This is a genomic window from Microbulbifer sp. ABE4_465 (assembly GCF_056160765.1).
This window is the reverse complement of record NZ_JBSWXV010000010.1, coordinates 25,710-49,232: the sequence shown is the minus strand read 5'-3', so window position 1 is coordinate 49,232 and position 23,523 is coordinate 25,710. Positions and strand designations below refer to the sequence as shown.

Genomic DNA, 23,523 nt, shown 5'->3' with positions numbered 1-23,523 from the left:
CGCGAGCGTAAAACGGAACGAATTTAAATTACGGAGAAAGAACCCATGAGCGTACTTCTCGACATCAGCCACATCGATATGGAATTCCCAACCCCCAAGGGCCCGTTTACCGCCCTGCGGGATGTAGACCTGAAAATCGCCCAGGGGGAATTTGTCTCCCTGATCGGCCACTCCGGCTGCGGCAAATCCACCGTGCTGAATGTGGTTGCCGGCCTCTACCAGGCCACCCGCGGTGGGGTCATCCTGAATGGAAAAGAGGTAATCGAACCGGGACCAGAGCGCGCGGTGGTCTTCCAGAACCATTCCCTGCTGCCCTGGCTCACCGCCTATGAGAATGTGGAGCTGGCGGTCAGGCAGGTGTTTGGTAAAACGCAATCCAAATCGGAAATGCGCGAGTGGATCGAGCACAACCTGGATCTGGTGCATATGAGCCACGCCATGCACAAGCGCCCGGGTGAAATTTCGGGCGGCATGAAACAGCGCGTGGGTATCGCCCGGGCCCTGGCCATGCAACCCAAGGTGCTGCTGATGGACGAGCCGTTTGGCGCTCTGGACGCACTGACCCGTGCGCATATGCAGGACTCCCTGATGGAGATCCAGGCAGAGCTGAACAACACCGTCATCATGATCACCCACGATGTGGATGAGGCCGTATTGTTATCGGACCGCATTGTGATGATGACCAACGGCCCCGCCGCCACCATCGGCGAGATTCTCGACGTTGATCTGGAGCGCCCGCGCCACCGCCTGGAACTGGCAGACGACCCGCTCTACAACCAGTATCGCTCCAAGGTACTGAAGTTTCTGCACGAACGACACAGTAAGCCCGACGTCCCCGTCAAAAAAACCGCTGCCAAAACCGTGCAGACGACAGAAAACACCACAGCAGGCCACACGCAGAAAGAAGCGCTAGAAGACGCCGCCTGATGTTACAGCGCCTTGCTGACTCAACTTTTAATCTCCGCAACAGGAAAACGACATGAAAAACCTAAAGCAATTTTCCCATGCTTCCCTGCGCAAAAACCTGCTGGCACTCACCGTTGGCGCCATTGCCACAGCGCCCGCCTTTGCCCAGGAAATGTCCGGGCAGCAGGCACCCGAAGTCACCAGTATCGCCGACGCACTGTCTCAGGGCGATGTAACCCTGGGCTTCCGCGCCCGCTCGGAATTTGTGGATGTAAACGGTAGCGATGTAGACCTCACCAGCCTGCAAACCCGCCTGACCTTCACCTCCGCCGCCTACGAGGGTTTCAGCACCCTGATCGAAATGGACGACGTTACCCACATCACTGAGTTTGAAGGTGGTGTCGGCGACCCGGAAGGCACCGAAGTGAACCAGGCCTACCTCGCCTACGCCACCGGTGCCACCACCTTCAAATACGGGCGCCAGCGCATTCTGCTGGACAATCAACGCTTCGTCGGTGGTGTCGGCTTCCGCCAGAACGAGCAGACTTACGATGCTTTCAGCGTGACCAATACCAGCCTCGCCGATACCACCCTGTTCCTGGCCCGTGTCAGCAACGTAAACCGCATTTTTGGTGAAGACAGCCCGGTGGGTGATCACACCAACGATACCTACCTGCTGAACGGGAAATACGCCGGTCTTTCCGCCGGTACCCTGAGCAGTTACGCCTACCTGATCGACAACGAAGACGCCGCGGCTTTCTCAACCGACACCTACGGCGTGCGCTTTGCCGGTGGCCAGGGTGGTCTCTCCTACGCGCTGGAATATGCCACACAGTCCTCAGCGGCAAATAACCCTGCAGACTACGATGCGGATTACCTGCTGGCCGAAGGTAGCTACAAGCTGGGCACCGTCACTATCTCCGGTGGCTATGAATTGCTGGGTGCCGACGGCGCAGACGGACAGTTCATTACCCCGCTGGCCACCTTGCACAAATTCCAGGGCTGGACCGACAAGTTCCTCGGCGGCGGTACCGGCAACATTGCCGGCGGTATTGAAGATGTTTACCTGTCTGTAGGCACCAGCCTCGGCGGCGTGAAGTTTGCGTTTAATTACCATCAGCTGAGCTCCGACGACAGCGGGGTATCCGGTATGGATAAACTGGGCAGCGAAGCGGGCTTTCTGGTTGCGGGAGCTCTGGCAGGTGTCAACTTAAGTATGAAATACAGCGCATACAGTGCCGACGACTTCAGCGTGGACACCGACAAACTCTGGCTCACCGCCGTAGCAACATTCTAACGGAAAGAAACCACTCACAGGGTTTAACCTGTATCACTCGTTGAGTATTTACCCGGCCGCAAGGCCGGGGCTTTTTCCTCTTTCCTATCACTTTATTTTCTCATTCATTTCTCAGCCTGGAGAGTGAGTATGAAATACACCTTACCCCTGTTCCTGTTGCTCCTACTCGGCACTTCACAGGTCTTCGCCGCCAAGCCGGAAACAGCAAATGATATTCGTAGCGTCGGCTTCAGTATGGGTGACGCCATCAATATCGCCGGACGTCAGCGCATGCTGTCCCAGCGGATCACCCAATCCTATATCCTGCAGGGGGTGCAACCATCGGTGGAGAAGCACCGTCAGGTTTTCGAGCGCTCCATGGTGGAGTTCGAGCGCAACCTGGGCCAGCTCGCCGATTTTGCGCTCGCGGCGCCGGTCACCAGTACATTGCGACTGGTCCAGGAAGAATGGAAAGCCTTTGCAGAAATTGCCCGGCAGCCAGTGACAAAATTTACCGCGGCCGAATTGTTTCAACGCAGTAACACGCTGCTACCGGCAGCTCACACGTATGTTATGCGCCTGCAGGCACTGGCCAATCACAGCAGTGCCGAGCTGGTAAATGTATCCGGGCGCCAGCGTATGCTGTCCCAGCGCATTGCAAAAAACTATGTGGCCCAGTATTGGGGTGTGGCGGGAAGCGACGGCACGCGCTTGCTGTATGAGGACCTGGCGGAATTCGAGCAGATGCTGACCTTCCTGCTGGAAAGCCCGCTAAACACGCCGGATATCACCCGCAATCTGCAGAAAACCCAGGGACACCTGAGTTACGCCAGTCGGGGCTTCGATGGAGAGATGCAGATGTCGGAGGCCCGGCAGATCCATGTGATCACCGGCACTACCGACATCATGCTGCGCAATATGAATGTGATTACCGGTCAGTATGCGCAGTTACTGAACGCGGTAGAAATTGCAGCCCGCTGATCGCGAGTTCGCAAGCAGGTGCCGAACAAACCACAGTACTCTTGGCGTGGTCTGAAGCGTGCAGCTGTTGTGTCTTGCCTCGACGGACAGGGTGGCCCCCTTTCCTAGAGGCAAGGCGCAGCAGATGTGCGCTTCAGACCACGCCCTACAGGACTATTTTGCGGTGGACATGTAGGTGATCAGCGCGGCGTAGTCCTCATCGGAGCAGTGGAAGCAAAGCCCGGCGGGTGGCATTGCATTGAAGCCATCCCGGGCGTGCTTGACCATGATATCCATTCCCTTGGCCATACGCGGCTTCCAGGCTTCCGCATCACCGGTGATGGGTGCTCCCACAAGACCTTTCTCATGGCAACCGCCACAGGTTTGCTGGTAGGTCTCCAGCAGTTCCGGCGAAATATGTACGGTGTCCACTTCTGTGACCGGTTGCGTCTCCACTTCCTGATCCGTCATTTCCTGAACTGCGACTTCCTGGGCCGGTTGTTCAGGCGTCGCGACTTCTGAAGACTTTTCAGTGCAACCGAAAACCAGTGCGCTAAATACGATCGCGGCAAACGCGCGGGAAAAAGTGTGTGCAGACAAAATATGCCCCTCATTCTTGTTCGATTGTTTATTTCTGGGGGCCAGTTGTACTGATTATCCACAAGCAGGGCAAGTGCTGTTTTTTGGCAGGGTCAGGGCACGCCACTCGAGGCTTGCCGCCTCGAATAGCTGTAATTTATTCAGGCTGCTTACCGGCAAACCCACAATCAGCTTGATCGCTTCCAGCGCCTGGGCGCTGCCCATCATGCCCAGTGCCGGTCCGATCACACCCACGGTGGAGCAGTTCTCGGCTTCCGGTAAATCGCTCTGCCCTGCTGCCGGCGGGAACAGACAGGCGTAACAGGGACTACCTTCCGCTCGAAAATCAAAGCTCACCAGCTGCCCGGAGAACCCTCGCACCGAAGCCATTACCACAGGTACTTTTTGCGTACGACAGGCGCGATTGATAGTGTGACGGATATTGAGGTTATCGGTGCAATCCAGTACCAGGTCGAATGGCTGTTTGGACAGCAAGTCCGTGAGCCAACCTTCGTCGGCCATGCGGCAGTGGGCCTGAATGCGGATTTCCGGATTGGCAGCGGTCAGCTGCTGCGCCGCCACCTGGGCTTTGTCCTTGTCCCGGTGATTGGTTTTGTAGAGTACCTGGCGCTGCAGATTGGAGATTTCCACCTTGTCGCCGTCCACCAGATGCAGCTCACCGATGCCCGCCGCGGCCAGATACAGCCCCGCCGGGCTACCCAAGCCACCGAGGCCAACGATCAGTACCCGCGCAGCACCCAGCTTCTCCTGCCCCGCTTCCCCGATCTGCGGCAACATGATCTGGCGGCTGTAACGCTGTAGCTGTTTACGACTCAACACGGCTCGGCTTCTCTCGGTCGGTATTCTGGCTAATCAATGACTATTGATCGATCACTGCACGCAATTGTGCCACAGCGGCGCGGTAGTCGGGGGCCTGGGTAATCGCCGTCACCACCGCAATACTACCCACACCGCTTGCGGCCACTGCCGGTGCCCGCTCAAGATTGATTCCACCGATGGCCACCAACGGATAATCCGGTAATAGTGCCGCCATACGCGCCAGCTTTTGGGGCCCCTGAAGTTGGCCGCTCATATCCTTGGTATTGGTGGCATAGATGGCGCCGATGGCCAGGTAGCTCGGCCGGTACTGGTAAGCGTACAGCAGCTCGAAAAAGCCGTGGGTGCTGATGCCGAGTTTGAGCCCCGCATGCTGGACCGCCTTGAGGTCTGCAGTTTGCAGATCTTCCTGCCCCAGGTGCACCCCGTAGGCACCGCACTCAATCGCAAGCTGCCAGTAGTCGTTGATAAACAGCCGCAGGTCGTAGCGGCGGCCGATGGCGACGGCGCGCTCAATCTGTGCTTTCAGATCGCTGCCCGGGTGCTTGATACGCAATTGCAGGGTGCGCACGCCCTGTTCCGCCAGTTTCTCGATCCACTCCACGGTTTCCACAACCGGGTACAGTCCGAGCTGATGAGAATCCGGTTGCGCGAACTCGGCGGCATAAGTCGCCGCCGCTTTCTCATCGAAGACTCCGAATGATTTTGCGCGCTCGCTGCCGGCAACCAGCACTTGGGGAAAGTCCTGCAGCTCTGCGGGCCAGCCGCAGTGCCCCACCGGGCCGGGGCCCGCACCGATATGATCGCAGTCGCCCAGGCGCAACCCGCGGCGCACATAGGCGTTGGCCACCACACAGGCGTCTTTCAGTGGATAACCCAACGCCAGTAACGCCGCGATGGCGGAAGACAGGGTGCAACCGGTACCGTGGGCATTGGGCGTATCGATTTTTTTGCCGATCAGCCAGTCATTGCTAGCGCTCTCACCGGCTCCTGAGCACAGCAGGTCTGCGGTGGTGCCGGGTTCTATTTCAAAGTGGCCACCGGTCACCAGCAGTGCAGCGCTGTGATTGCCTCGCACTTTATACGCAGCCTCGAGAACTGCCTCGGCGCTGTCAATGTCAGTTCCCGCGAGCCATTCCAGCTCGATGCTGTTGGGTGTGATCAGGTCGCACAGGGGCAGCAGATCCGTCAGCACGGCCGCGCCGGTGCTGTCTTCGGTCAATTGCGCGCCGCTGGTGGCAACGGCCACCGGGTCGTAGATCACCGGGATGCTCTCGCCTGCGGATTTCAGCGAGCTCAGGAATTTCGCCAGCAGGCGAACCTGCCCGGCGTTTGCGAGCAGGCCAACCTTGATGGCGGCGGGTTTGAGATCGGCGAGTAACGCATCCAGTTGCGATTGCAGCACCTCGTCGGGTACCGCATTGATCGCCGGTACCCCAAGGGTGTTCTGGGCGGTATTGGCGGTGATGGCGCTGCAACCGTGCACACCGAGGTCGTGCATGGTGAGCAGGTCGGCCTGAATGCCCGCGCCGCCGCCGGAATCACTGCCGGCAATGGTCCATACAATCGGACGACTTTGTTCCGTACCGCTCATGCCTTTTCCCCTTCGCCTTTTTTCTCACCATTTTGGGCACTGACAGTCTGTTGCCAGAACGGCATATCCAGCGTCGGTGTGCTGGGGCTGGCGGTCTGGCGCTGGAGCATCAGACCCGCGTTGCGGGCGGCGCGGCCGGACTCTACGGCGAGCTTGAAGGACTGCGCCATCAGTACCGGGTTCTGGGCCTTGGCGATGGCGGTGTTGAGCAGTACCGCATCGAATCCCATTTCCATGGCTTCGCAGGCCTGGGACGGTGCGCCGATACCAGCGTCGATAATCAGCGGGGTATCCGGCAGGCGCTCGCGCAGGGTCTGCAGATTGTATTTGTTCATCAGTCCCCGACCGGTGCCGATGGGTGAACCCCAGGGCATCAGTACTTCGCAGCCCACGTCCAGTAATTTGCGGCACACCACCAGGTCATCGGTGCAGTAAGGCAGAACCTTGAAGCCCCGCTTGACCAGTTCCCGCGCGGCTTCGATCAGGCCGAAGGGATCCGGTTGCAGGTTGTAGTCGTCGCCGATGACTTCCAGCTTGAGCCAGTCGGTGCCGAAAATTTCCCGGCTCATTTCCGCCAGTGCGATGACTTCTTTCGGGGTTTTACAGCCGGCGGTGTTGGGCAGCAACTGGCAGCCGGACTCCTGGATATAATCCCAGATCATTTTGCCCTGCTGCTGTGCCGGATTCTGGCGGCGCAGGGACAGGGTGATGATTTCCGAGCCGGAGGCGGCGACGGATTCGCGCATGATCGCGGGAGACGGATAGAGTGCGGTGCCTACCAGCAAGCGGCTATGGAATTCTTTGCCGTAGAGTTTCAGTTTATCGGCCATGTGCTCTCTCCTTTCAGCCTCCGACTACCGGGGCAACGATATCCAGGCTGTCGCCGGCGTTCAGCGCTGTCTGCTCGTAAGTGGCGCGGGGGACGAAGTCGCCGTTTAAAGCAACGGCGAAGGTCTCACCGCTATAGCCCAGTTGTTGCAGTAAATCTGACAATGATTGATCACTTTCAAAAGTGATGGGTTCGCCGTTGACCAGTAATTGCATCAGATCACCTGTTCTGTCGCTTGGGTTAATTTGGAAATTTCGTTTTCGGCCTGGGTTACCAGTGCGGGAGCTAGCAGGTAGCCGTGGCGGAAGAGTCCGTTGATTCGAATCAGGCCCGGCTCGCTTTCGACTACCGGCAGATTGTCCATGGTTGCCGGACGACAGTTGACGCGGGTTTCGATCACGCGGGCTTCGGCGAAGGCGGGATGAATCGAGTAGAGGGCGCTGGAGAGTTCCATGGTGGAGCGCAGGGATATGGGGCTCATATCTTCGCTTTCGATTTCGGTGGCGCCGATGACGGTCTGGTTGTTGGCTCTGGGTACTGCGTAGAGTTGGTATCTGGGGTGCAGCAGGCGCACGGGGCGGTTTAGTTGCACTTCCGGGGTTTCTACAACCATGACTTCGCCGCGGACGCCACGTAAGTCGCTGATCTGTTTTTTGGCACCGAGGCCGCGGGTATCGATGACCAGGTCGAAGTGTTCGCTGCCGGTTTCGGTTTGGATAGTTTCGGGGGTGCAGTCTACCGGGGTGTTTTCGCGGATTTCTATGTTGTTTTGCTGGAGTGCTTTGTGCAGCGCTGGCAGTAGTTTGCGGTTGTCGATGTCGGCCTCAGAAGAAAGGTAGAGGCCTTGGTCGAAGCGGTCTAGTTCGGGTTCGAGATTTCGCAGGGCGTTATTGTCTAGCCATTGCAGTTGGTCGCGGTTTTCTGGGCCCAGTTTTGCGTTGAGTTCCTGCTGGAATTGCAGGAGTTCGTTGCGGTCTTGTGGGTGGGCAATGAGGATACTGCCCTTCTCGCGGTAATCGACATTGGTGCCGGTGGTTTGTTCCAGTTGCGTTACCCAGCTTGGCCAGTGCTGCAGGCTTTGCATGCCCAATTGGTAGATTGGGAGTGGGCAGTGGAACAGTTCGGAAAGTGGCGAGATCATGCCGGCGGCGGTGTGGCAGGCGCCCGCAGGTTTTTCCAGGCTACCGGATTCGAACAGGGTTACTTGGTGGCTTTTTTCAGACAAACGCCAGGCTAGAAGGCGGCCCATCAGGCCGGCTCCTGCAATTCCAATCTTTAATTTGGCTTGTGCCACGTTTTAATTCCGGGGTTCGTGCTCGGGCAACTCGGGGCGGCAGCGCTACGGGTAAGCCTTTGCCAGACACGCCGTGAACCCATCCATGGGGGCTCTACTGCGAGGTCCCTCTCGCAGAAGGTCTGGCAAAGGCTTACCCGCATCACTGCCTTCGCATCAAGTTCTGCTATTTCGGAAGGAATCGCTGAAAAGCGTAGCGAGCGGGTGGCTGGTGGTGGCCGCCGGAGCGCAGTAACCGGAGCGTACTTGCAGTACGTGAGGATTACGAGCACCGCCGGACGCCGCCAGGCGCACGCGCAGTAGCTTTTCAGTGATTCCTTATCCCTTGTGGTAAATCTCTGCGCCTAGCTCTTTGAACTTGATCGACATTTCTTCCATTCCTTTGTTGGCTTCTGCTTCCTGTTTTGCCGCGTAGTCGCGAACGTCTTGGGTGATTTTCATTGAGCAGAATTTCGGGCCGCACATGGAGCAGAAGTGGGCGACTTTGCCGGATTCTTTGGGCAAGGTTTCGTCGTGGTACATGCGCGCGCGTTCGGGGTCTAGGCCGAGGTTGAACTGGTCTTCCCAGCGGAATTCAAAGCGGGCCTTGGAGAGGGCGTCGTCGCGTTTGTAGGCGCGCGGGTGGCCCTTGGCGAGGTCGGCGGCGTGGGCGGCGATTTTGTAGGCCATGAGGCCTTCTTTTACGTCTTCTTTGTTGGGCAGGCCGAGGTGCTCTTTGGGGGTTACGTAGCAGAGCATGGCGCAGCCCATGCTGCCGATCATGGCGGCGCCGATGCCGGAGGTGATGTGGTCGTAGCCGGGGGCGATGTCGGTGGTCAAGGGGCCCAATGTATAGAAGGGGGCGCCGTGACAGTGTTCGAGCTGCTCGTCCATGTTTTCCTTGATTTTGTGCATGGGCACGTGGCCGGGGCCTTCGATCATGGTCTGGACGTCGTGTTTCCAGGCGATTTCGGTGAGTTCGCCGAGGGTGCGCAGTTCGCCGAACTGGGCTTCGTCGTTGGCGTCGGCGATACAGCCGGGGCGCAGGCCGTCGCCCAGTGAGAAGCTGACATCGTAGGCTTTTAGAATTTCACAGATATCCTCGAAGTGGGTGTAGAGGAAGTTTTCTTTGTGGTGCGCGAGGCACCATTTGGCCATGATGGAGCCGCCGCGGGAGACGATGCCGGTGACGCGTTTGGCGGTCAGCGGTACGTAGCGCAGCAGTACACCTGCATGAATGGTGAAGTAGTCAACGCCCTGCTCGGCCTGTTCGATCAACGTATCGCGGAATACGTCCCAGTTGAGGTCTTCGGCGATGCCGTCGACTTTTTCCAGGGCCTGGTAGATCGGTACGGTGCCGATGGGGACCGGGCTGTTGCGCAGGATCCATTCGCGGGTTTCGTGGATATTCTGGCCAGTGGACAGGTCCATGACAGTGTCGCCGCCCCATTTGATCGACCAGACGAGTTTTTCCACTTCTTCTTCGATAGACGAAGTGATCGCGGAGTTGCCGATATTGGAGTTCACCTTACACAGGAAGTTGCGACCGATAATCATCGGTTCCAGTTCTGTGTGGTTGATGTTCGCGGGAATAATCGCGCGGCCTTCGGCGACTTCGCGGCGGACGAATTCCGGGGTGATTTGCGGCGGGATGTAGATACCTTCGCGGGCTTTTTGGTAGTCCTTGTCCGTTAGCTGTTCGACCAGCTGTGCGCGGCCCATATTCTCGCGAATGGCGATAAATTCCATCTCGGGGGTGATGATGCCCTGGCGGGCGTAGTGCATCTGGGAGACGTTTTTACCGGGCTTGGCTTTGCGCGGGGCGGGCAGGTTGTCGAAGCGGATATGGTCGAGTCCCTGGTCGGCCATGCGTTTCTGGCTGTAGGCGGCCTGACGGGTGTCGAGAATTTCGGTGTCGCCGCGGGCTTCGATCCATTGCTGGCGCAGTTTGGGCAGGCCGTCGCGGACGTTGGGTGTGTAGTCGGGGTCGGAGTATGGGCCGGCGGTATCGTACACTTGCAGGGGTTCGTTGGGCTCGAACACGGGGTTTTCTTCGTCGCCCCCGACGAGGCTCTGGCCGAGGCAGATTTCGCGTACGCCGACTTTTACACCTGCATGCTCGCCTTCCAGATACACCTTACGGGAGTTGGGAAATTGTTGGGCAGTGAGGTTGTCGAGAAACTGTTTTGCACTGTCGCGGCTGGCGGCGCGGCTTTTTTTATCGACTTTGCTGTTTTTATTTTGCGGTTCGGCGACTTGAGACATGCTAACCCCTTGCGTCATTGCTTGACGATCTAATCCATGAGTGGATTGCCGGGGGTACCAGTGAGGAGAGAGGCGTTCGGGCGCAAAGACATTTAACAAGCGCGCGAAAAAGTAGCGAATTCAGATCTTGTTCCCTACGCGGGGGTTACCCCGATCAGGTTCAACGGATCTCGCAACAGCGATCTCAGCCCAAAGGCACTCCGACAAGTTGGGGCCGAGTATAGTGGTAATTTGACCGGAAGAACAAGTCTTAGAGAATTTGAGGTGTGGTTCTGCGCCCTGAATTAGGTTTGTCGCGGCAGGGAGGTCCGTTGTACTTCGTAGCACTTCTAGTGGCGCCCGGCCACTGGGTAGTAGCTTTCAGGACCAGTGTAAATACGTCCCTGTACGCTGCGTCGGCGACGTCCATGTCGCCGACGCTCCTGAAAGCTACTACCCAGCGCCCGACCTTCGATTCAGACTTCTGACTTCGATTTCACCATCTGGCTTCGTAGTGGTTAGATCACCAGTGTTTTCTGGTAGCTCATTTCGCGGATGGCGTAACTCACACCTTCCCGGCCAACACCGCTTTCTTTTACGCCGCCGAAGGGGAAGTGCTCCGCGCGGAAACCCGGGCCGTCATTGACGGCGAGTAGGCCTACGTCCAGCTGGTTGTAGAGACGTTTGGCGAGGGCGAGGTTTTGGGTGAACACACCGGCCTGCAGGCCAAATGGAGAGCTGTTGATCAGCGAGATCAGCTCCGCTTCATCGTCGAATTTCCGCAGCGGCACTACCGGGCCGAAGGTTTCTTCCGCAACCAGTTCGGCGTCGTCGGCGACGTTGTCGAGGATGGTTGGCCAGAGGATATTGCCTTCGCGCTTGTGGCCATAAAGTACCCGTGCGCCTGCTTTCACTGCGGATTCGATGCGTGCTTCCACTTCGTCGGCAGCGGCGGTGTGAATCAGTGGGCCAATAAATGTGTCGTCCTGCATTGGATCGCCGACGTTGAGATTGGAGGTGGCGATAATGAGTTTGTTGCTGAAGGAGTCAAACACGTCGCTGTGCACGAACAACCGTTTGGCGGCGGTGCAGCGCTGACCGGCGGTGGCGAAGCGTTGGTTGATGGTGGCGTTGACGGCGGCGTCGAGGTCGGCGTCGGGCATAACGATCAATGGGTCGTTGCCGCCGAGTTCGAACAGCATTTTTTTGTAGCCGGCATTCTTGGCGATGGCGTTGGCGGCGGCGGTGCCGCCGGTGAAGTTGATGGCCTGGATTTCGCGGTGGGAGACGGCGTAGCTTGTTGCTTCGATATCGGGGATCAGCATCTGCAAAACGGATTTGTCCATGCCGGCGGCGTAGCAGAGTTCTACCAGAAGTTCCGCAGAGCGTTTGTTTTGCGGGCCCGGCTTGAACAGGATGGTGTTGCCGGCGGCGAAGGCCGGGCCAATTTTATGTACGGCGATGTTGATCGGAAAATTGAACGGGGTGATACACAGGACGGTGCCGAGCGGTTTCCACAGGACTACGCCGATTTTCTCGCGCATGGGCGGGAAGGCGTCGGAGTCGAGGGCTTCGCCGTTGATGTTGCGGGCTTCCATGGCGCTGGCGAGCGCGGTGTTGTAAGCACGGTCGATTTCGATGCGGCTGTCGCTGATGGTTTTGCCGGTCTCTTCGCAAATCAGGCGAGCCAGGTCTTCCTTGCGCTCCAGCATCAGCTGGGCAAGTTTCATCAGGATATTGGAGCGCTCGAACGCGGGCGTGGCCTGCTGGATTTTACGACCGGCAACGAGGGTCTGGATGGCCTGCTCCACCTGTTCTTTACTGTGGAAATCGTAGGCTTCGATCTGCTCGCCGTTATACGGGTTGATAATCTGGTAGTCGGCCATGTTGGGTACCTATTTTTTATTCTGCTTAAACTGTGGGGGCAATTAATTGATAGATAATGCGGGCCCCGGCGATCAAGAGTGCCGCGCGCATAAGATTGAAAAAGACTTCGCTTTTAATCCGGTTCAACAGTGCGATACCAATGCGGGTGCCGATCACCGCTGCAACGGTCAGCAGCAGAATCAGCCCCAGGTGTTCGGAAAAGGCGAAGCCAAGATAAATAAATGCAGGCACCTTGAGCGCGTGGCACCAGGCCTGCATTACGGATTTATTCGCCACGATTTCTTTGGGCGTCATATCCTTACGCACAAAGAACGCGGCCAATAGCGGATCTACGGCGCCGGCCACAATACCCAGGGTGCCGGTGGCAAGGCCTACCCAGAAAAAATTGCGCGGATTGAGGCGGATTTCCGGGAGCTTTTTCGGTTTGAACACGGTGTAAAAAATCAAAACCGCCAGCAGCACCAGTGGCAGTTGTTGCCAATCGAGATTTGCCAGTCCCAGGGTCATGGCGGCGGAACCCAGGGTGCAACCGACAAAGAACGGAATGCACTGGTCCCAGCGGATATGCTCGCGCACATAGACCACGCGCGCGAGGTTGTTCATCAGCTGTACGGCTCCGTGGATCGGCACCAGGGCGCGCAGGGGGATCACCACATTGAGCGCGGCGAACATAAGGATACCGCCGGCGCCGCCAGTCACCGCGGAGATAAACGCACTGACCACGCAGACTAGCAGCAGCAACCCGAGGGCAAGGCCGGGGCTCTGGTCTGGCATCAGGCTTAACAGCGAACCCAACTCCGCCAAGGACTACCCCCACGCTTTGAACAGTGATTATTATCGCGCCGACCTCGAGCGCTGCGAGTAATGCAAGCAGTGATTCGACCGGTTTTTGAGCGATGGCCAGTCTAGCCGTAAGGACAGCTTCAAACCCAGTAGTCCCGGGCCCGAAGCTGGTCATTTAAGGACAGGAAAAGGATGCGAGCATAAAAAAACCGGCGTGAATGCCGGTCTTTTTATATCCACAAACAGCGACGGGGTTCAGCTCACCACGTTGCCGTAGCTCATCAGGCGCTGGTAGCGTTTTTCCAGCAGTTCATCCAGAGGAACAGCGGTCAGTTTGTCCAGCTGTTCGGACAGACGATCGCGCAGGCGCCCCGCCATCAGATCCGGATCGCGGTGCGCGCCGCCCAGGGGCTCCGGCAGTGTCTCATCCACAATACCCAGTTCTTCCAACACACTGGAAGTCACCCCCATGGCCTCGGCCGCCAGCGGCGCCTTTTCCACGGTTTTCCAGATGATATTCGCGCAGCCTTCCGGCGAAATCACAAAGTAGGTGGAGTACTGCAACATATTCAGCTGGTCGCCCACACCGATCGCCAGTGCACCACCGGAAGAACCCTCACCAATTACCGTACAGATAATCGGTGTACGCAGGCGGGACATCACCGCCAGGTTCTTGGCAATCGCCTCGGAGATACCGCGCTCCTCACTGTCGATCCCCGGGTAGGCCCCGGGAGTGTCGATCAGGGTCAGCACCGGCATCTTGAAGCGCTCTGCCATCTCCATGACGCGCTGGGCCTTGCGGTAGCCTTCTGGCTTCGGCATACCAAAGTTGCGCTTCACTTTTTCGTTTACGGAGCGCCCCTTCTCCTCACCAATCACCGCTACCGGGCGGCCTTCCAGACGGCCGATACCGGCAATAATCGCCTTGTCGTCGCCGAAGTGACGGTCGCCGTGCAGCTCGTCCCAGTCGGTGAAGATCCGCTCGATATAGTCCTTGGCGTAAGGACGCTGCGGGTGGCGGGCCACCTGCACGATCTGCCAGGGAGAGAGGTCGGAATACAGAGACTCGGTGAGCTTCTCGCTCTTTTCCCGCAGGCGGGTGATCTCTTCCGCAATGTTCAGGTCGTTGTCATCCCCGACGTGCTGAAGTTCCTTGATCTTGCTTTCCAGTTCCGCAATCGGCTGTTCAAACTCGAGAAAACTGAAGTTCATTTAATTCGCGCCTTGATAAATCTGTGGGCCTGCCAAATGTTGGAAAATGCGACCAAACTACCCCGAACGGTCGCAAACAGGCCTCGTCTACTGAAAATGGCGGCTAGCTTACCGGGATAGGACCACTCAGTCGAGTGCATGCGTTCACTTGACTAGATTCCGACAGTACAGAAAGCCTGAATCGGGAGGCTGGTCGCGCAATACAAATCGCTTGGCGTAGCCTCGAGCGAAGGTGGCGATGCCGGGTGCGGTCTTGCGAGACCTTCACCGCCAAGGATGGCGGTGCAGAGCCCCCAGGGATGGGTGCACGGCGTGTCTCGCAAGACCGCACCCGGCAGCGCCACCGCCACCGAATGACTCAAGTGAAAAATTACTGCCGTTGATTGTAGTTGAGCTGCACCCGGTCCCGGCCGATCACCTCCCGCAGGGACTGGATCAGCTGGTCATTTGGCTCCACTTTCCACTCATCCGCCAGGCGAAACGTGCCGCGCGCGTCGCTACGCTCCACTTCCACCAGCACCGGGCAGGAGCCGCCCACATAGGGACGCAGGCAGGCGCTCAAACGCTGCCCCATCTTCGGCAACGCCTGGGCACTGTCGATCTTCAGGGTCACCCCGATCACACTGCCACTGCGCAGGTCATCCAGCGTGGACACACTGTTCACGCTCATCTTCAGACCGCCACTGTAATCGTCGTGAGAGATAGAGCCCTCCAGCACCAGCAGCGCGTCCTTGACCAGCTTTTCCCGGTGCTCGCCAAATGCCTCGCTGAACACCGCCGCCTCGATCCGCGCACTGCGGTCATCCAGGGTCACAATCGCCATAGAATCGCCGCGCTTGGTCTTCATCACCCGCATACCCACACACAGGCCGGCCACCTTCTGGTTTTCCCGGCCCGGTTTCAGATCGGCAATGCGCGCATTTACCAGGTGCTTGAGTTCATCCTCGTATTCATCGATGGGGTGCCCGGTGAGGTAAAGACCGAGGGTGCTCTTCTCGCCCTCGAGACGCTCGCGAATACTCCACGGGCGCGCGCTGCGAAAATCCTCGTACACATCGCCATCGGACGCCGAGCGCACCACCTCGCCAAACAGGTCCATCATACCGGCGCTGTCGTTCTTGCTCTGCTGCTCGGCGGACTTCACCGCCTCATCCAGCGCGTTAAACAGCACCGCGCGGGAATAATCCAGACCGTCGGCGCTGTTGGTATCCGGGCCAATGCTGTCCAGGGCACCGGAGCGCACCAGTGCCTCCAGCGCGCGCTTGTTCACCTTGCGCGGATCGATACGGGAACAGAAATCGAACAGATCGGTAAAGGGCCCATTCTGTTCGCGCTCGGCAATGATGTTGTCGATGGGGCCTTCACCCAGCCCCTTGATCGCACCCAGACCGTAGATGATGCGGTTATCCCCGCTCTCGGAGACAGGCACGGAGAATTGATAGGTACCCAGGTTTACATCCGGCGGCACCAGGTCCAGCTTCATGGCCCGGCACTCTTCGATAAAGGTCACCACCTTATCGGTCTTGTCCATGTCCGAAGACATGGTGGCGGCCATAAACTGTGCCGGGTAGTGGGCCTTCAGCCAGGCGGTCTGGTAAGACACCAGTGCGTAGGCGGCGGAGTGGGATTTATTGAAGCCGTAACCGGCGAACTTTTCCACAAGGTCGAAAATCTTGATCGCCAGATCCGGGTCTACTCCCTGCTCCTTGGCGCCCTGCTCAAAGGTTTCCCGCTGCTTGGCCATCTCCTCGGGCTTTTTCTTACCCATGGCCCGGCGCAGCATATCCGCGCCGCCGAGGGTATAGCCCGCGAGCTCCTGGGCAATCTGCATCACCTGTTCCTGGTAAACAATTACCCCGTAGGTGGGCTCCAGGATGGGTTTCAGTTTTTCGTGCTGGTATTTGGCATCCGGGTAAGCCACCTGCGCGCGGCCGTGCTTCCGGTTGATAAAGTCGTCCACCATGCCCGACTGCAGCGGGCCCGGGCGGAACAGGGCCACCAGGGCGATCATGTCCTCGAGGTTATCCGGCTGCAGGCGCTTGATCAGGTCCTTCATACCGCGGGATTCCAGCTGGAATACCGCGGTGGTCTCGGCGCGCTTGATCATCTTGTAGGTTTCGGGATCGTCCAGCGGCAGCGCTTCAATCACCAGCGGCTCTTTGCCCTCGATCGCGCGCTGCTCGTCCACCATCGCCTTGGCCCAGTCGATGATGGTCAGGGTCCGCAGACCCAGGAAGTCGAACTTCACCAGGCCCGCGTCTTCCACGTCGTTCTTGTCGAACTGGGTAACCAGACCCGCACCGGTTTCGTCACAATAGAGCGGGGCGAAGTCGGTGAGCTTTGTCGGAGCGATAACCACACCACCGGCGTGCTTACCCACGTTCCGCGCTACACCTTCCAGCTGCAGCGCCATCTCCCAGATTTCCTGGCCTTCCTCGTCGTTCTCGAGGAACTCCCGCAGCACTTCTTCCTGTTCAAACGCCTTGGCCAGGGTCATCCCCGGGTCCGCCGGAATCATTTTCGAGAGCTTGTCCGCAAGGCCGTAAGACTTGCCCTGCACCCGCGCCACATCCCTCACCACCGCCTTCGCGGCCATGGTACCGAAGGTGATAATCTGGCTCACCGCGTTACGGCCGTAATTGTCGGCCACGTAACTGATCACCTGATCGCGCTTCTCCATACAGAAGTCGACGTCGAAGTCGGGCATGGAAACCCGTTCCGGGTTCAGGAATCGCTCGAACAGCAAATCGTATTGCAGCGGATCCAGGTCGGTAATTTTCTGCGAATAAGCAATCAACGAGCCCGCACCGGAACCCCGCCCCGGCCCCACCGGAATATCGTGATCCTTGGCCCACTGGATAAAGTCCATCACGATCAGGAAGTAACCGGGGAACCCCATCTGGATAACGATATCCAGCTCGAAGCGCAGGCGGTCTTCGTACACTTTTTTACGCGCTTCGTAATCCGGCGCATTCTTGTCGAGGATAAATTCGAGGCGCTCGTAAAGGCCGTCGAAAGAAATTTTTTCGAAGAACTCGTTCTCCGTCATCCCCTCAGGAATCGGGAACTGCGGCAGGAAGTACTTACCCAACTGGATCGGCGCAGAACAACGACGCGCGATTTCCACCGTATTTTCCAGGGCTTCCGGAATATCCTTGAACAGCGCCTGCATCTCTTCCGGCGTACGCAGATACTGCTCGGAAGAATAGCGGCGCTCGCGGCGCGGATCATCCAGCGCACGGCCTTCACGGATACAAACCCGAACCTCGTGCGCTTCAAACTCACTATCTTCAATAAAGCGCACATCGTTGGTCGCAACCACCGGCAGATTCAGTTTCCCCGCAAGCCCAACCGCCGCGTGCAGATATTCCTCATCCCCCGGACGACCGGTACGCTGCAGTTCAAGGTAGTAACGCCCCGGAAAAATCCGCTCCCACTCCTGCGCCAACGACTCCGCCTGCGAATTCCGCCCGGCAATCAGGGCACGGCCAACATCGCCATACTTGGCCCCGGAAAGCATCAACACACCTTCGGAAGCCTGCTCAATCCACTCCCGCTCCACAAACCCGTGCCCGTGGTACTGCCCTTCCATCCAGGCGCGGGAAATCAGCTCGGTAATATTGCGGTAGCCCGTGGTGTTCATGGCATACAGCGTCAGCAGCGTAGGCTGCTCTTCCCCCCCCTCCTTCAACCAGAAATCGGCCCCGGTAATCGGCTTCACCCCGGCGCCCATACAGCCCCGATAAAACTTCACCTGGCCGTAGAAATTCGTCTGATCCGTAATCGCCACTGCCGGCATTTCCAGCTCGGCAACACGACCCACCAACGGCTTGATACGCACCAGGCCGTCGATCAGGGAATATTCGGTGTGGATTCTTAAATGTACGAAGGGTTGGGTCATATTTTTTCTATTTGATTTGATTCCGGGGCTCTTTTGCTTTGAGCTCTGTTCCGGGTACGCACCGAGGGGCGGTAAGCCCTTCCGGGACACGCCGCAAGTACATCCATGTAGCTCTGCACCGACATCCCTGTCGGTGAAGGTCCCGGAAGGGCTTACCGCCCCTCGGTGCTTAGTGCAATTCTGGTAATTTTTTGCTTCGTAAGCACGAGAAATCTTATGCGCGTTATTACTGACGAAGTAGTGCGGCCAAATGCGAAGGTGGAGTGCCGGGTGAAGGTTTTCAGGAGCGTCGCAAACAGGATGTTTGCGCCGCAGCGCCCAGGGATGGGTTCCCAGGGGGGCGCCTAGCGCGGTCCTGAAAACCTTCACCCGGTGCTCCACCACCACAAAACGAGACCTAATCGGTCCACCACACCCTCTTCAGAGCAACAGCTCGCTCATGGCACAAACTCAACACCTGTTTTTTCTGAGCGTTAGACATCCGCCCCCACTGACTGATCTCAGCCCCGGAACGAAAACACCCCTCACAGATATCATCGCGATTCAGCGCACACACGGAAACACAAGGCGACTTCACCGGAAACTCAAACGCAGCGTCCGGCTCTTTGTCCTTCACCTTGCTCCAATCACTCTCGGCCATCAATCAGACCTCGACCAACTCTTCCGCAAACCGCTTGCCGTTGGCCACATAAATCTCACTGCTCGCCTTCAGCAACTCAAACGTCGACTCATCCAGCGTCTTCACCACCTTACCCGGACTCCCCAGCACCAGCGAAAAATCCGGAATCTCCGCATTCTCCGTCACCAGCGCATTCGCCCCGATAATGCAGCAGCGGCCAATCCTGGCCCCATTCAAAACTACCGCATTCATACCCACCAGCGAATACTCACCGATCTGGCAGCCGTGCAACGTCACCTTGTGCCCCACCGTCACCCCGGTGCCCACCGTCAGTGGCACACCCGGGTCCGTATGCAACACAGAACCATCCTGGATATTCGCCCGCTCACCTATGGTGATGAGGTCATTGTCTCCGCGGATCACCGCGTTGAACCATACCGAGCTGTGGGGCAGCATCCGCACATCGCCGATCACCCGGGCACCGGGCGCAATATAATGGCCCTCGCCTTCAAGGGTCGGCTGCTTATTGCCCAACCTGTACAGCATTTGACCTCCCAGGGATGGTGTGAGTAAAAGCGGATAAAGGGTGAAATTCAGCCCGGCATTATCCCGCCCAAGGCCCCCGATTGCCACCCTAGAACCACCCTGACCAGCCGGACAGGTCAGCCAATCAACGCCCCCTCCAATGCCAGCAAGCGCGCCTTCATCTCCAGCCCGCCCGCATAGCCTGTCAGCGTACCGTCTGCGCCAATCACCCGGTGACAGGGCACCACGATCGACAGCGGATTGGCTCCGTTGGCCCGGGCCACCGCGCGCACCGCTTTGGGATTACCGATGGCCTCCGCCAGCTCCCGGTAGCTGCGGGTTTCCCCGAACGGAATGGCGCAGAGCGCCCGCCAAACCGATTGCTGAAACGGTGTGCCGGCGGCATCCATAGAAAGATCAAACGACTGTATCTCACCACCGAAGTACGCCGCGAGCTGCTCCGCCGCTGCGTCCGTCAGTTCGGTCGCGCCGCGCACCCAATCTTCCTTCACCGGCAGCGGCCGTTTGCCCCCCTGCAGATCGATCCCCACCAGCCCCGATTCACTGGCAGCGATGCCGAGTTCGCCAAACGCACTGGGGTAAATTTCATAGCAGATCATTTGATCGACCTCTTCTTGAGTTTGGGCTTGGGTTTAGATTTGGTTTTCAGGGATTGCCACAACAACAACGCAGCGTAAGCCCGCCAGGGGCGCCAGGATTCGGCGCGGGCCAGGGCCTGTTTCGGGGTTGCCTTGCGCTCGCCATCGCCCTCTTCCCTGCCAAGCGCGATCAGGATTCCAAGGTCGGACGCCGGGAAGGCATCCGGCATGGAAAGACCGCGCATAGCGGTGTAGTGAGCGGTCCAATCGCCAATACCGGGAAGAGCGGTCATCTGGGTACAGAAGCTCTCGAGATCCGCTGCATCAAAGTCGATATCGCCATTGAGCGTGGCCGCAACGAACGTTTGCAACGTCTTGGCGCGGGTGCGGGTAACGCCGATATCGGAGAAGTCCGCATCGCGCAGCTGCTCCGCGGTCGGAAACAACAGCAGCGACTCGCCTTCGGGTCCGGTAAACGTCTCGCCGTAACGGCTCGCGACCCGCCCGGCAATGGTGGTGGCCGCGGCCACCGAAATCTGCTGACCGAGAATCGCACGCAACGTGTACTCGAACGGATCCCAGGCACCGGGTAGGCGCACGCCGGGAGCTACTTTCAATACTTTTTTTAGCAGCGGATCGGCTTCCAAATGGCCGCGAATCTCATCACTGTCCGCATCCAGGTCAAACAGGCGGCGCAGTTTCTCCCGCAGGGGGTAGAGCACCGCTCCACAACCGTCTCCATACACGCTGACACGCAAGCGCCCCTTATCCGGCTCGTGCGCAACTCTCAACAAGCCACGCAGGCCCTGCAGCTCGAAACTGCGCAGGTATTCCCCCTGCTCTGGATCATCACCGGCAATGACCTGCTCCACGCCCGGCAGGGTGCGCACAGCAAAAAACGCGAGCAGCGCCGGCCAATCGAACGGCGGCCGGTAACTCAGGTAAATCTGAATGGGTTTTACACCGCGATCATGGGGCTGTGCTGTCGCCGACTCGCGGCGAACTTCACTAGGCGTTCGCTGATAGATCTCTTTAAAAACACCATTGAATCGACGCAGGCTATTAAAGCCCGCGGCGAATGCGATCTCCCCCACCGGCAGGCTGGTATCCCGCAGCAGGCTGAACGCAAACAGCGCCCGCTCGGTCTGCCAGACCTGTAGCGGACTCAAGCCAATATGCTCCGCAAACAGCTTGCGCAGATAGCGGCTGGTAATCCCCAGGCGGTCTGCCAGCTGCTCAATGGATTGGGCTTCCCGCTCCGCGCGCATCAGGTTCACCGCGCGCTGAACCGTCGTGGATACCAGCCCCCAGGCCGGACTTCCGGGAGCAGCGTCCGGCCGGCAGCGCAGGCACGGGCGGTAACCCGCGGCCGCGGCTTCTGCGGCGGTGGCGAAGTATTCGACGTTCTTCTCCAGCGGCGGACGCGCCGGGCAAATCGGTCGACAGAAGATGCCGGTGGTTTTCACCGCGGTGTAGAAACGACCATCAAACCGCTTATCGCGGGCGAGACGGGCGGAGTGGCAGATATCGGGGTCAGGTTTCACGTTTAGGTGATCTGTGGCTTGTACTGCCTCCAGTGTACGGACCGGATATCCTCCAAACTAGTCATATTCGGAACTGGCTGACTATTCGCCCCCGGAGAACGAAAAAGCGGGCCATGAGGGCCCGCTCTAGAAAAGTTAGGATCGTACGATTACTGAATACCCAGTACTTCCTTACCCTGGATAAAGGTCACATCCACCGGAATACTGGCATCTTTCAGTCGATCAAGATCCGCCTGAAGCTCTGCGCCAACCACGCCCATATTGTCGAGCAAGTCTTTGGATTTTTTGTAGTCGCCGTCGCCCTGGATGGTCAGGATCAGGTTCGACAGTTTGGTCATCGCCGCCTGCATCTTGTCGAAGTCGACACTGTACTGGCCGGTGGCTTCGTCGCGGGTGAAGGCGCCTTCCTGCTTGAAGAAGTTGAAGCGCATCATGTTCGCCTTACCGTGGGCACTGGCGGCACCGAAACGGACACTGCGGAAAATACCGGCGAGGAAGGTGACGTAGTTGTCCATCAGCTCGCCCTCTTCAATCTCACCCTTGCCGTGCAGCTCGGTGATCATGTACAGGCCGAGGATATCCGCCTTGCCCTCTTCCAGCGCGGAGGAAGTCTCTTTCAGTGCCTGACGCACATTGGCACCGTCGGTAACGGTTTTCTTGATACCGAGACCGTGGGCCACTTCGTGGAACATGGTGTTGCCGAAGAAGGCATCGAAGGTGATGTGCTTGCGCTGGTCTTCCGCGATCAGCACGCCGCTGATGGGCACCAGGATCTGGTCGAACTTCGCGCGCATGGCGTTTTTCAGCTGCAGGCGACGGGTGCCCTTTTTCAGCTGTACTTCTTCGTCGTTCGGCAGGTTGATGGCGATGGTTTTGGAGCCGGCGTTGCTGTGGCCCGCGTAGTAGAGCACATCGTAAGCGTTCAGATCGGAATCGGTTCCCGGGGTTTCCGCCTTGTACTTGTCACCCACCGGCAGGCCGCGCTGCAGTTCCGGCAGGAAGGCGGCGAACTTGGACAGCTTTTCGCTCCACGCCATATCTTTCAGCAGCACATAGGATTCGTAGGCGGTGCGGTAGGCAAACAGCTGGTCTTCGTAGTTTTCGATAGGACCGATCACCACGTCGATGCGGTTGTCTTTCATATCCATCCACGCCATATCGCTGTCGCGGAACTGATCGTTAAGCAGGGCGTCGGCACGGAGTTTCAGGTAACCGGCGAAATCCTGATCTTCTGCCAGCTCCGCCGCTTCGCGCAACAGTGCTGAGGCTTTTTCCAGCTGCGCTTTGTAGGCCTCGCTGTATGGCACCAGTTCAAGATTGCCTTCGCTGTCGCGGCGCACCAGGGAATAAAGACCTTCTTTACCCGGCTGTTTCCAGGCTTCAAATTCCTGCTTGGTCATGTCTTCCGGGTAGAACTCGGCACCCAGGGGCTTGTCGCTGTACCCTTCGATAAACGGCTTGTTGTCGTTCAGGCGATCCCAGGGGCCGTAGTTGATATCGGCGAACTTGCGTGCGGCGCTGTCATCGATTCCGCTCAACAGTTCCTGGGCGGGACCGTAGGATTGCAGCCAGAACAACTGATCCATAATTTTACTGGCATCGATCAACTTGCCGATCATCTGGCGCTGGTTGTCGGACAGGGAGGAAAGGTCTGCATTCAACTCCACCGGCGCATAGATATCGAACCGGGATGGGTCCACACCTTTTGCAATACCACCCGCCTGGGGGCCAGTGGCCGGCTGGGCGGTTTGTTGCTCAGCCTCGGCGCCCGGTTGCGCAGTATTTTCGACGGGCGCGGATTCTGAGTTGATGGTGGTTTTTTCATCAGAAGAGCAGCCGGCAACAATGGCAAGTGCCAGAGCCGATACGGCAAAGAGTGCAGATTTCATTCAGGTTCCTGCCTGTTGTTTTATTGAATAGCGCGAGCCACATTAATTGCGGGCACGAAAGATGTC

The 23,523-nt window shown here is 58.3% G+C and carries 19 protein-coding genes and 1 riboswitch; of the genes, 3 read left to right on the top strand and 16 right to left on the bottom strand.

From position 1 onward, the window contains the following. Nucleotides 1-45: 45 nt before the first annotated feature. From ACXAG1_RS14680 to ACXAG1_RS14670, 3 genes are all read left to right on the top strand, one after another. Nucleotides 46-927 carry an ABC transporter ATP-binding protein gene (locus ACXAG1_RS14680; RefSeq protein WP_475093541.1) on the top strand — a complete coding sequence of 294 codons (882 nt, stop codon included), beginning with the start codon at nt 46-48 and terminating at the stop codon, nt 925-927. A gap of 52 nt (nt 928-979) precedes the next feature. Further along, nucleotides 980-2,203, top strand: coding sequence for an alginate export family protein (locus ACXAG1_RS14675; RefSeq protein ID WP_475120108.1), 1,224 nt, complete (start codon nt 980-982; stop codon nt 2,201-2,203). A 129-nt stretch (nt 2,204-2,332) separates the two neighbouring features. Then, complete coding sequence (locus ACXAG1_RS14670; protein ID WP_475120107.1) at nt 2,333-3,163, top strand: type IV pili methyl-accepting chemotaxis transducer N-terminal domain-containing protein; 831 nt, start codon at nt 2,333-2,335, stop codon at nt 3,161-3,163. A 153-nt stretch (nt 3,164-3,316) separates the two neighbouring features. On the opposite strand, the gene ACXAG1_RS14665 is transcribed toward ACXAG1_RS14670, so the two are convergent. The 16 genes from ACXAG1_RS14665 to ACXAG1_RS14590 form a co-directional block, all read right to left on the bottom strand. Further along, on the bottom strand, nt 3,317-3,742 hold the full coding sequence (locus tag ACXAG1_RS14665) for a c-type cytochrome (RefSeq protein ID WP_475093544.1): 426 nt from the start codon (nt 3,740-3,742) through the stop codon (nt 3,317-3,319). 54 nt (nt 3,743-3,796) lie between these two features. Continuing rightward, a complete protein-coding gene (locus ACXAG1_RS14660) occupies nt 3,797-4,561 on the bottom strand; it encodes a HesA/MoeB/ThiF family protein (protein WP_475120106.1) in 765 nt (254 codons plus the stop codon). 40 nt (nt 4,562-4,601) lie between these two features. Then, nucleotides 4,602-6,152, bottom strand: coding sequence for a thiamine phosphate synthase (thiE, locus tag ACXAG1_RS14655; RefSeq protein WP_475120105.1), 1,551 nt, complete (start codon nt 6,150-6,152; stop codon nt 4,602-4,604). Next, nucleotides 6,149-6,982, bottom strand: coding sequence for a thiazole synthase (locus ACXAG1_RS14650; protein WP_475093547.1), 834 nt, complete (start codon nt 6,980-6,982; stop codon nt 6,149-6,151). The genes thiE and ACXAG1_RS14650 overlap by 4 nt, the downstream gene beginning before the upstream one ends. Nucleotides 6,983-6,995: 13 nt before the next feature. Next, the gene (thiS, locus tag ACXAG1_RS14645; protein ID WP_475120104.1) at nt 6,996-7,196 is read right to left on the bottom strand and encodes a sulfur carrier protein ThiS; all 201 of its coding nucleotides are present in this window, start codon (nt 7,194-7,196) and stop codon (nt 6,996-6,998) included. Continuing rightward, a complete protein-coding gene (thiO, locus tag ACXAG1_RS14640; protein ID WP_475093549.1) occupies nt 7,196-8,275 on the bottom strand; it encodes a glycine oxidase ThiO in 1,080 nt (359 codons plus the stop codon). The genes thiS and thiO overlap by 1 nt, the downstream gene beginning before the upstream one ends. Before the next feature lie 318 nt (nt 8,276-8,593). Next, a complete protein-coding gene (gene thiC, locus ACXAG1_RS14635; protein ID WP_475120103.1) occupies nt 8,594-10,519 on the bottom strand; it encodes a phosphomethylpyrimidine synthase ThiC in 1,926 nt (641 codons plus the stop codon). Nucleotides 10,520-10,633: 114 nt separating this feature from the next. After that, a riboswitch (TPP riboswitch) is annotated at nt 10,634-10,732 on the bottom strand. Between the two features lie 284 nt (nt 10,733-11,016). Further along, nucleotides 11,017-12,384 (bottom strand): sulfoacetaldehyde dehydrogenase SafD, encoded by a 1,368-nt coding sequence (safD, locus tag ACXAG1_RS14630; protein ID WP_475120102.1) that lies wholly within the window; start codon nt 12,382-12,384, stop codon nt 11,017-11,019. A 25-nt stretch (nt 12,385-12,409) separates the two neighbouring features. Further along, entirely contained in the window at nt 12,410-13,189 is a 780-nt protein-coding gene (locus tag ACXAG1_RS14625; protein WP_475120101.1) for a sulfite exporter TauE/SafE family protein, read from the bottom strand. 234 nt (nt 13,190-13,423) lie between these two features. Next, nucleotides 13,424-14,380, bottom strand: a complete 957-nt coding sequence (locus ACXAG1_RS14620) for an acetyl-CoA carboxylase carboxyltransferase subunit alpha (RefSeq protein WP_475120100.1) — start codon at nt 14,378-14,380, stop codon at nt 13,424-13,426. A 370-nt stretch (nt 14,381-14,750) separates the two neighbouring features. Next, nucleotides 14,751-18,281, bottom strand: coding sequence for a DNA polymerase III subunit alpha (dnaE, locus tag ACXAG1_RS14615; RefSeq protein WP_475120099.1), 3,531 nt, complete (start codon nt 18,279-18,281; stop codon nt 14,751-14,753). 397 nt (nt 18,282-18,678) lie between these two features. Next, complete coding sequence (locus tag ACXAG1_RS14610; RefSeq protein WP_475120098.1) at nt 18,679-18,921, bottom strand: DUF1289 domain-containing protein; 243 nt, start codon at nt 18,919-18,921, stop codon at nt 18,679-18,681. A gap of 3 nt (nt 18,922-18,924) precedes the next feature. After that, nucleotides 18,925-19,446: a gamma carbonic anhydrase family protein gene (locus ACXAG1_RS14605; RefSeq protein WP_475120097.1), complete on the bottom strand. Its 522-nt coding sequence runs from the start codon at nt 19,444-19,446 to the stop codon at nt 18,925-18,927. Between the two features lie 116 nt (nt 19,447-19,562). Further along, on the bottom strand, nt 19,563-20,045 hold the full coding sequence (locus ACXAG1_RS14600) for a methylated-DNA--[protein]-cysteine S-methyltransferase (RefSeq protein WP_475093556.1): 483 nt from the start codon (nt 20,043-20,045) through the stop codon (nt 19,563-19,565). Next, entirely contained in the window at nt 20,042-21,568 is a 1,527-nt protein-coding gene (locus ACXAG1_RS14595; RefSeq protein ID WP_475120096.1) for an AlkA N-terminal domain-containing protein, read from the bottom strand. Before ACXAG1_RS14595 ends, ACXAG1_RS14600 begins: the two co-directional genes overlap by 4 nt. 149 nt (nt 21,569-21,717) lie before the next feature. Continuing rightward, nucleotides 21,718-23,457 carry a dipeptidyl-peptidase 3 family protein gene (locus ACXAG1_RS14590; RefSeq protein WP_475093558.1) on the bottom strand — a complete coding sequence of 580 codons (1,740 nt, stop codon included), beginning with the start codon at nt 23,455-23,457 and terminating at the stop codon, nt 21,718-21,720. Between the last annotated feature and the right edge of the window lie 66 nt (nt 23,458-23,523).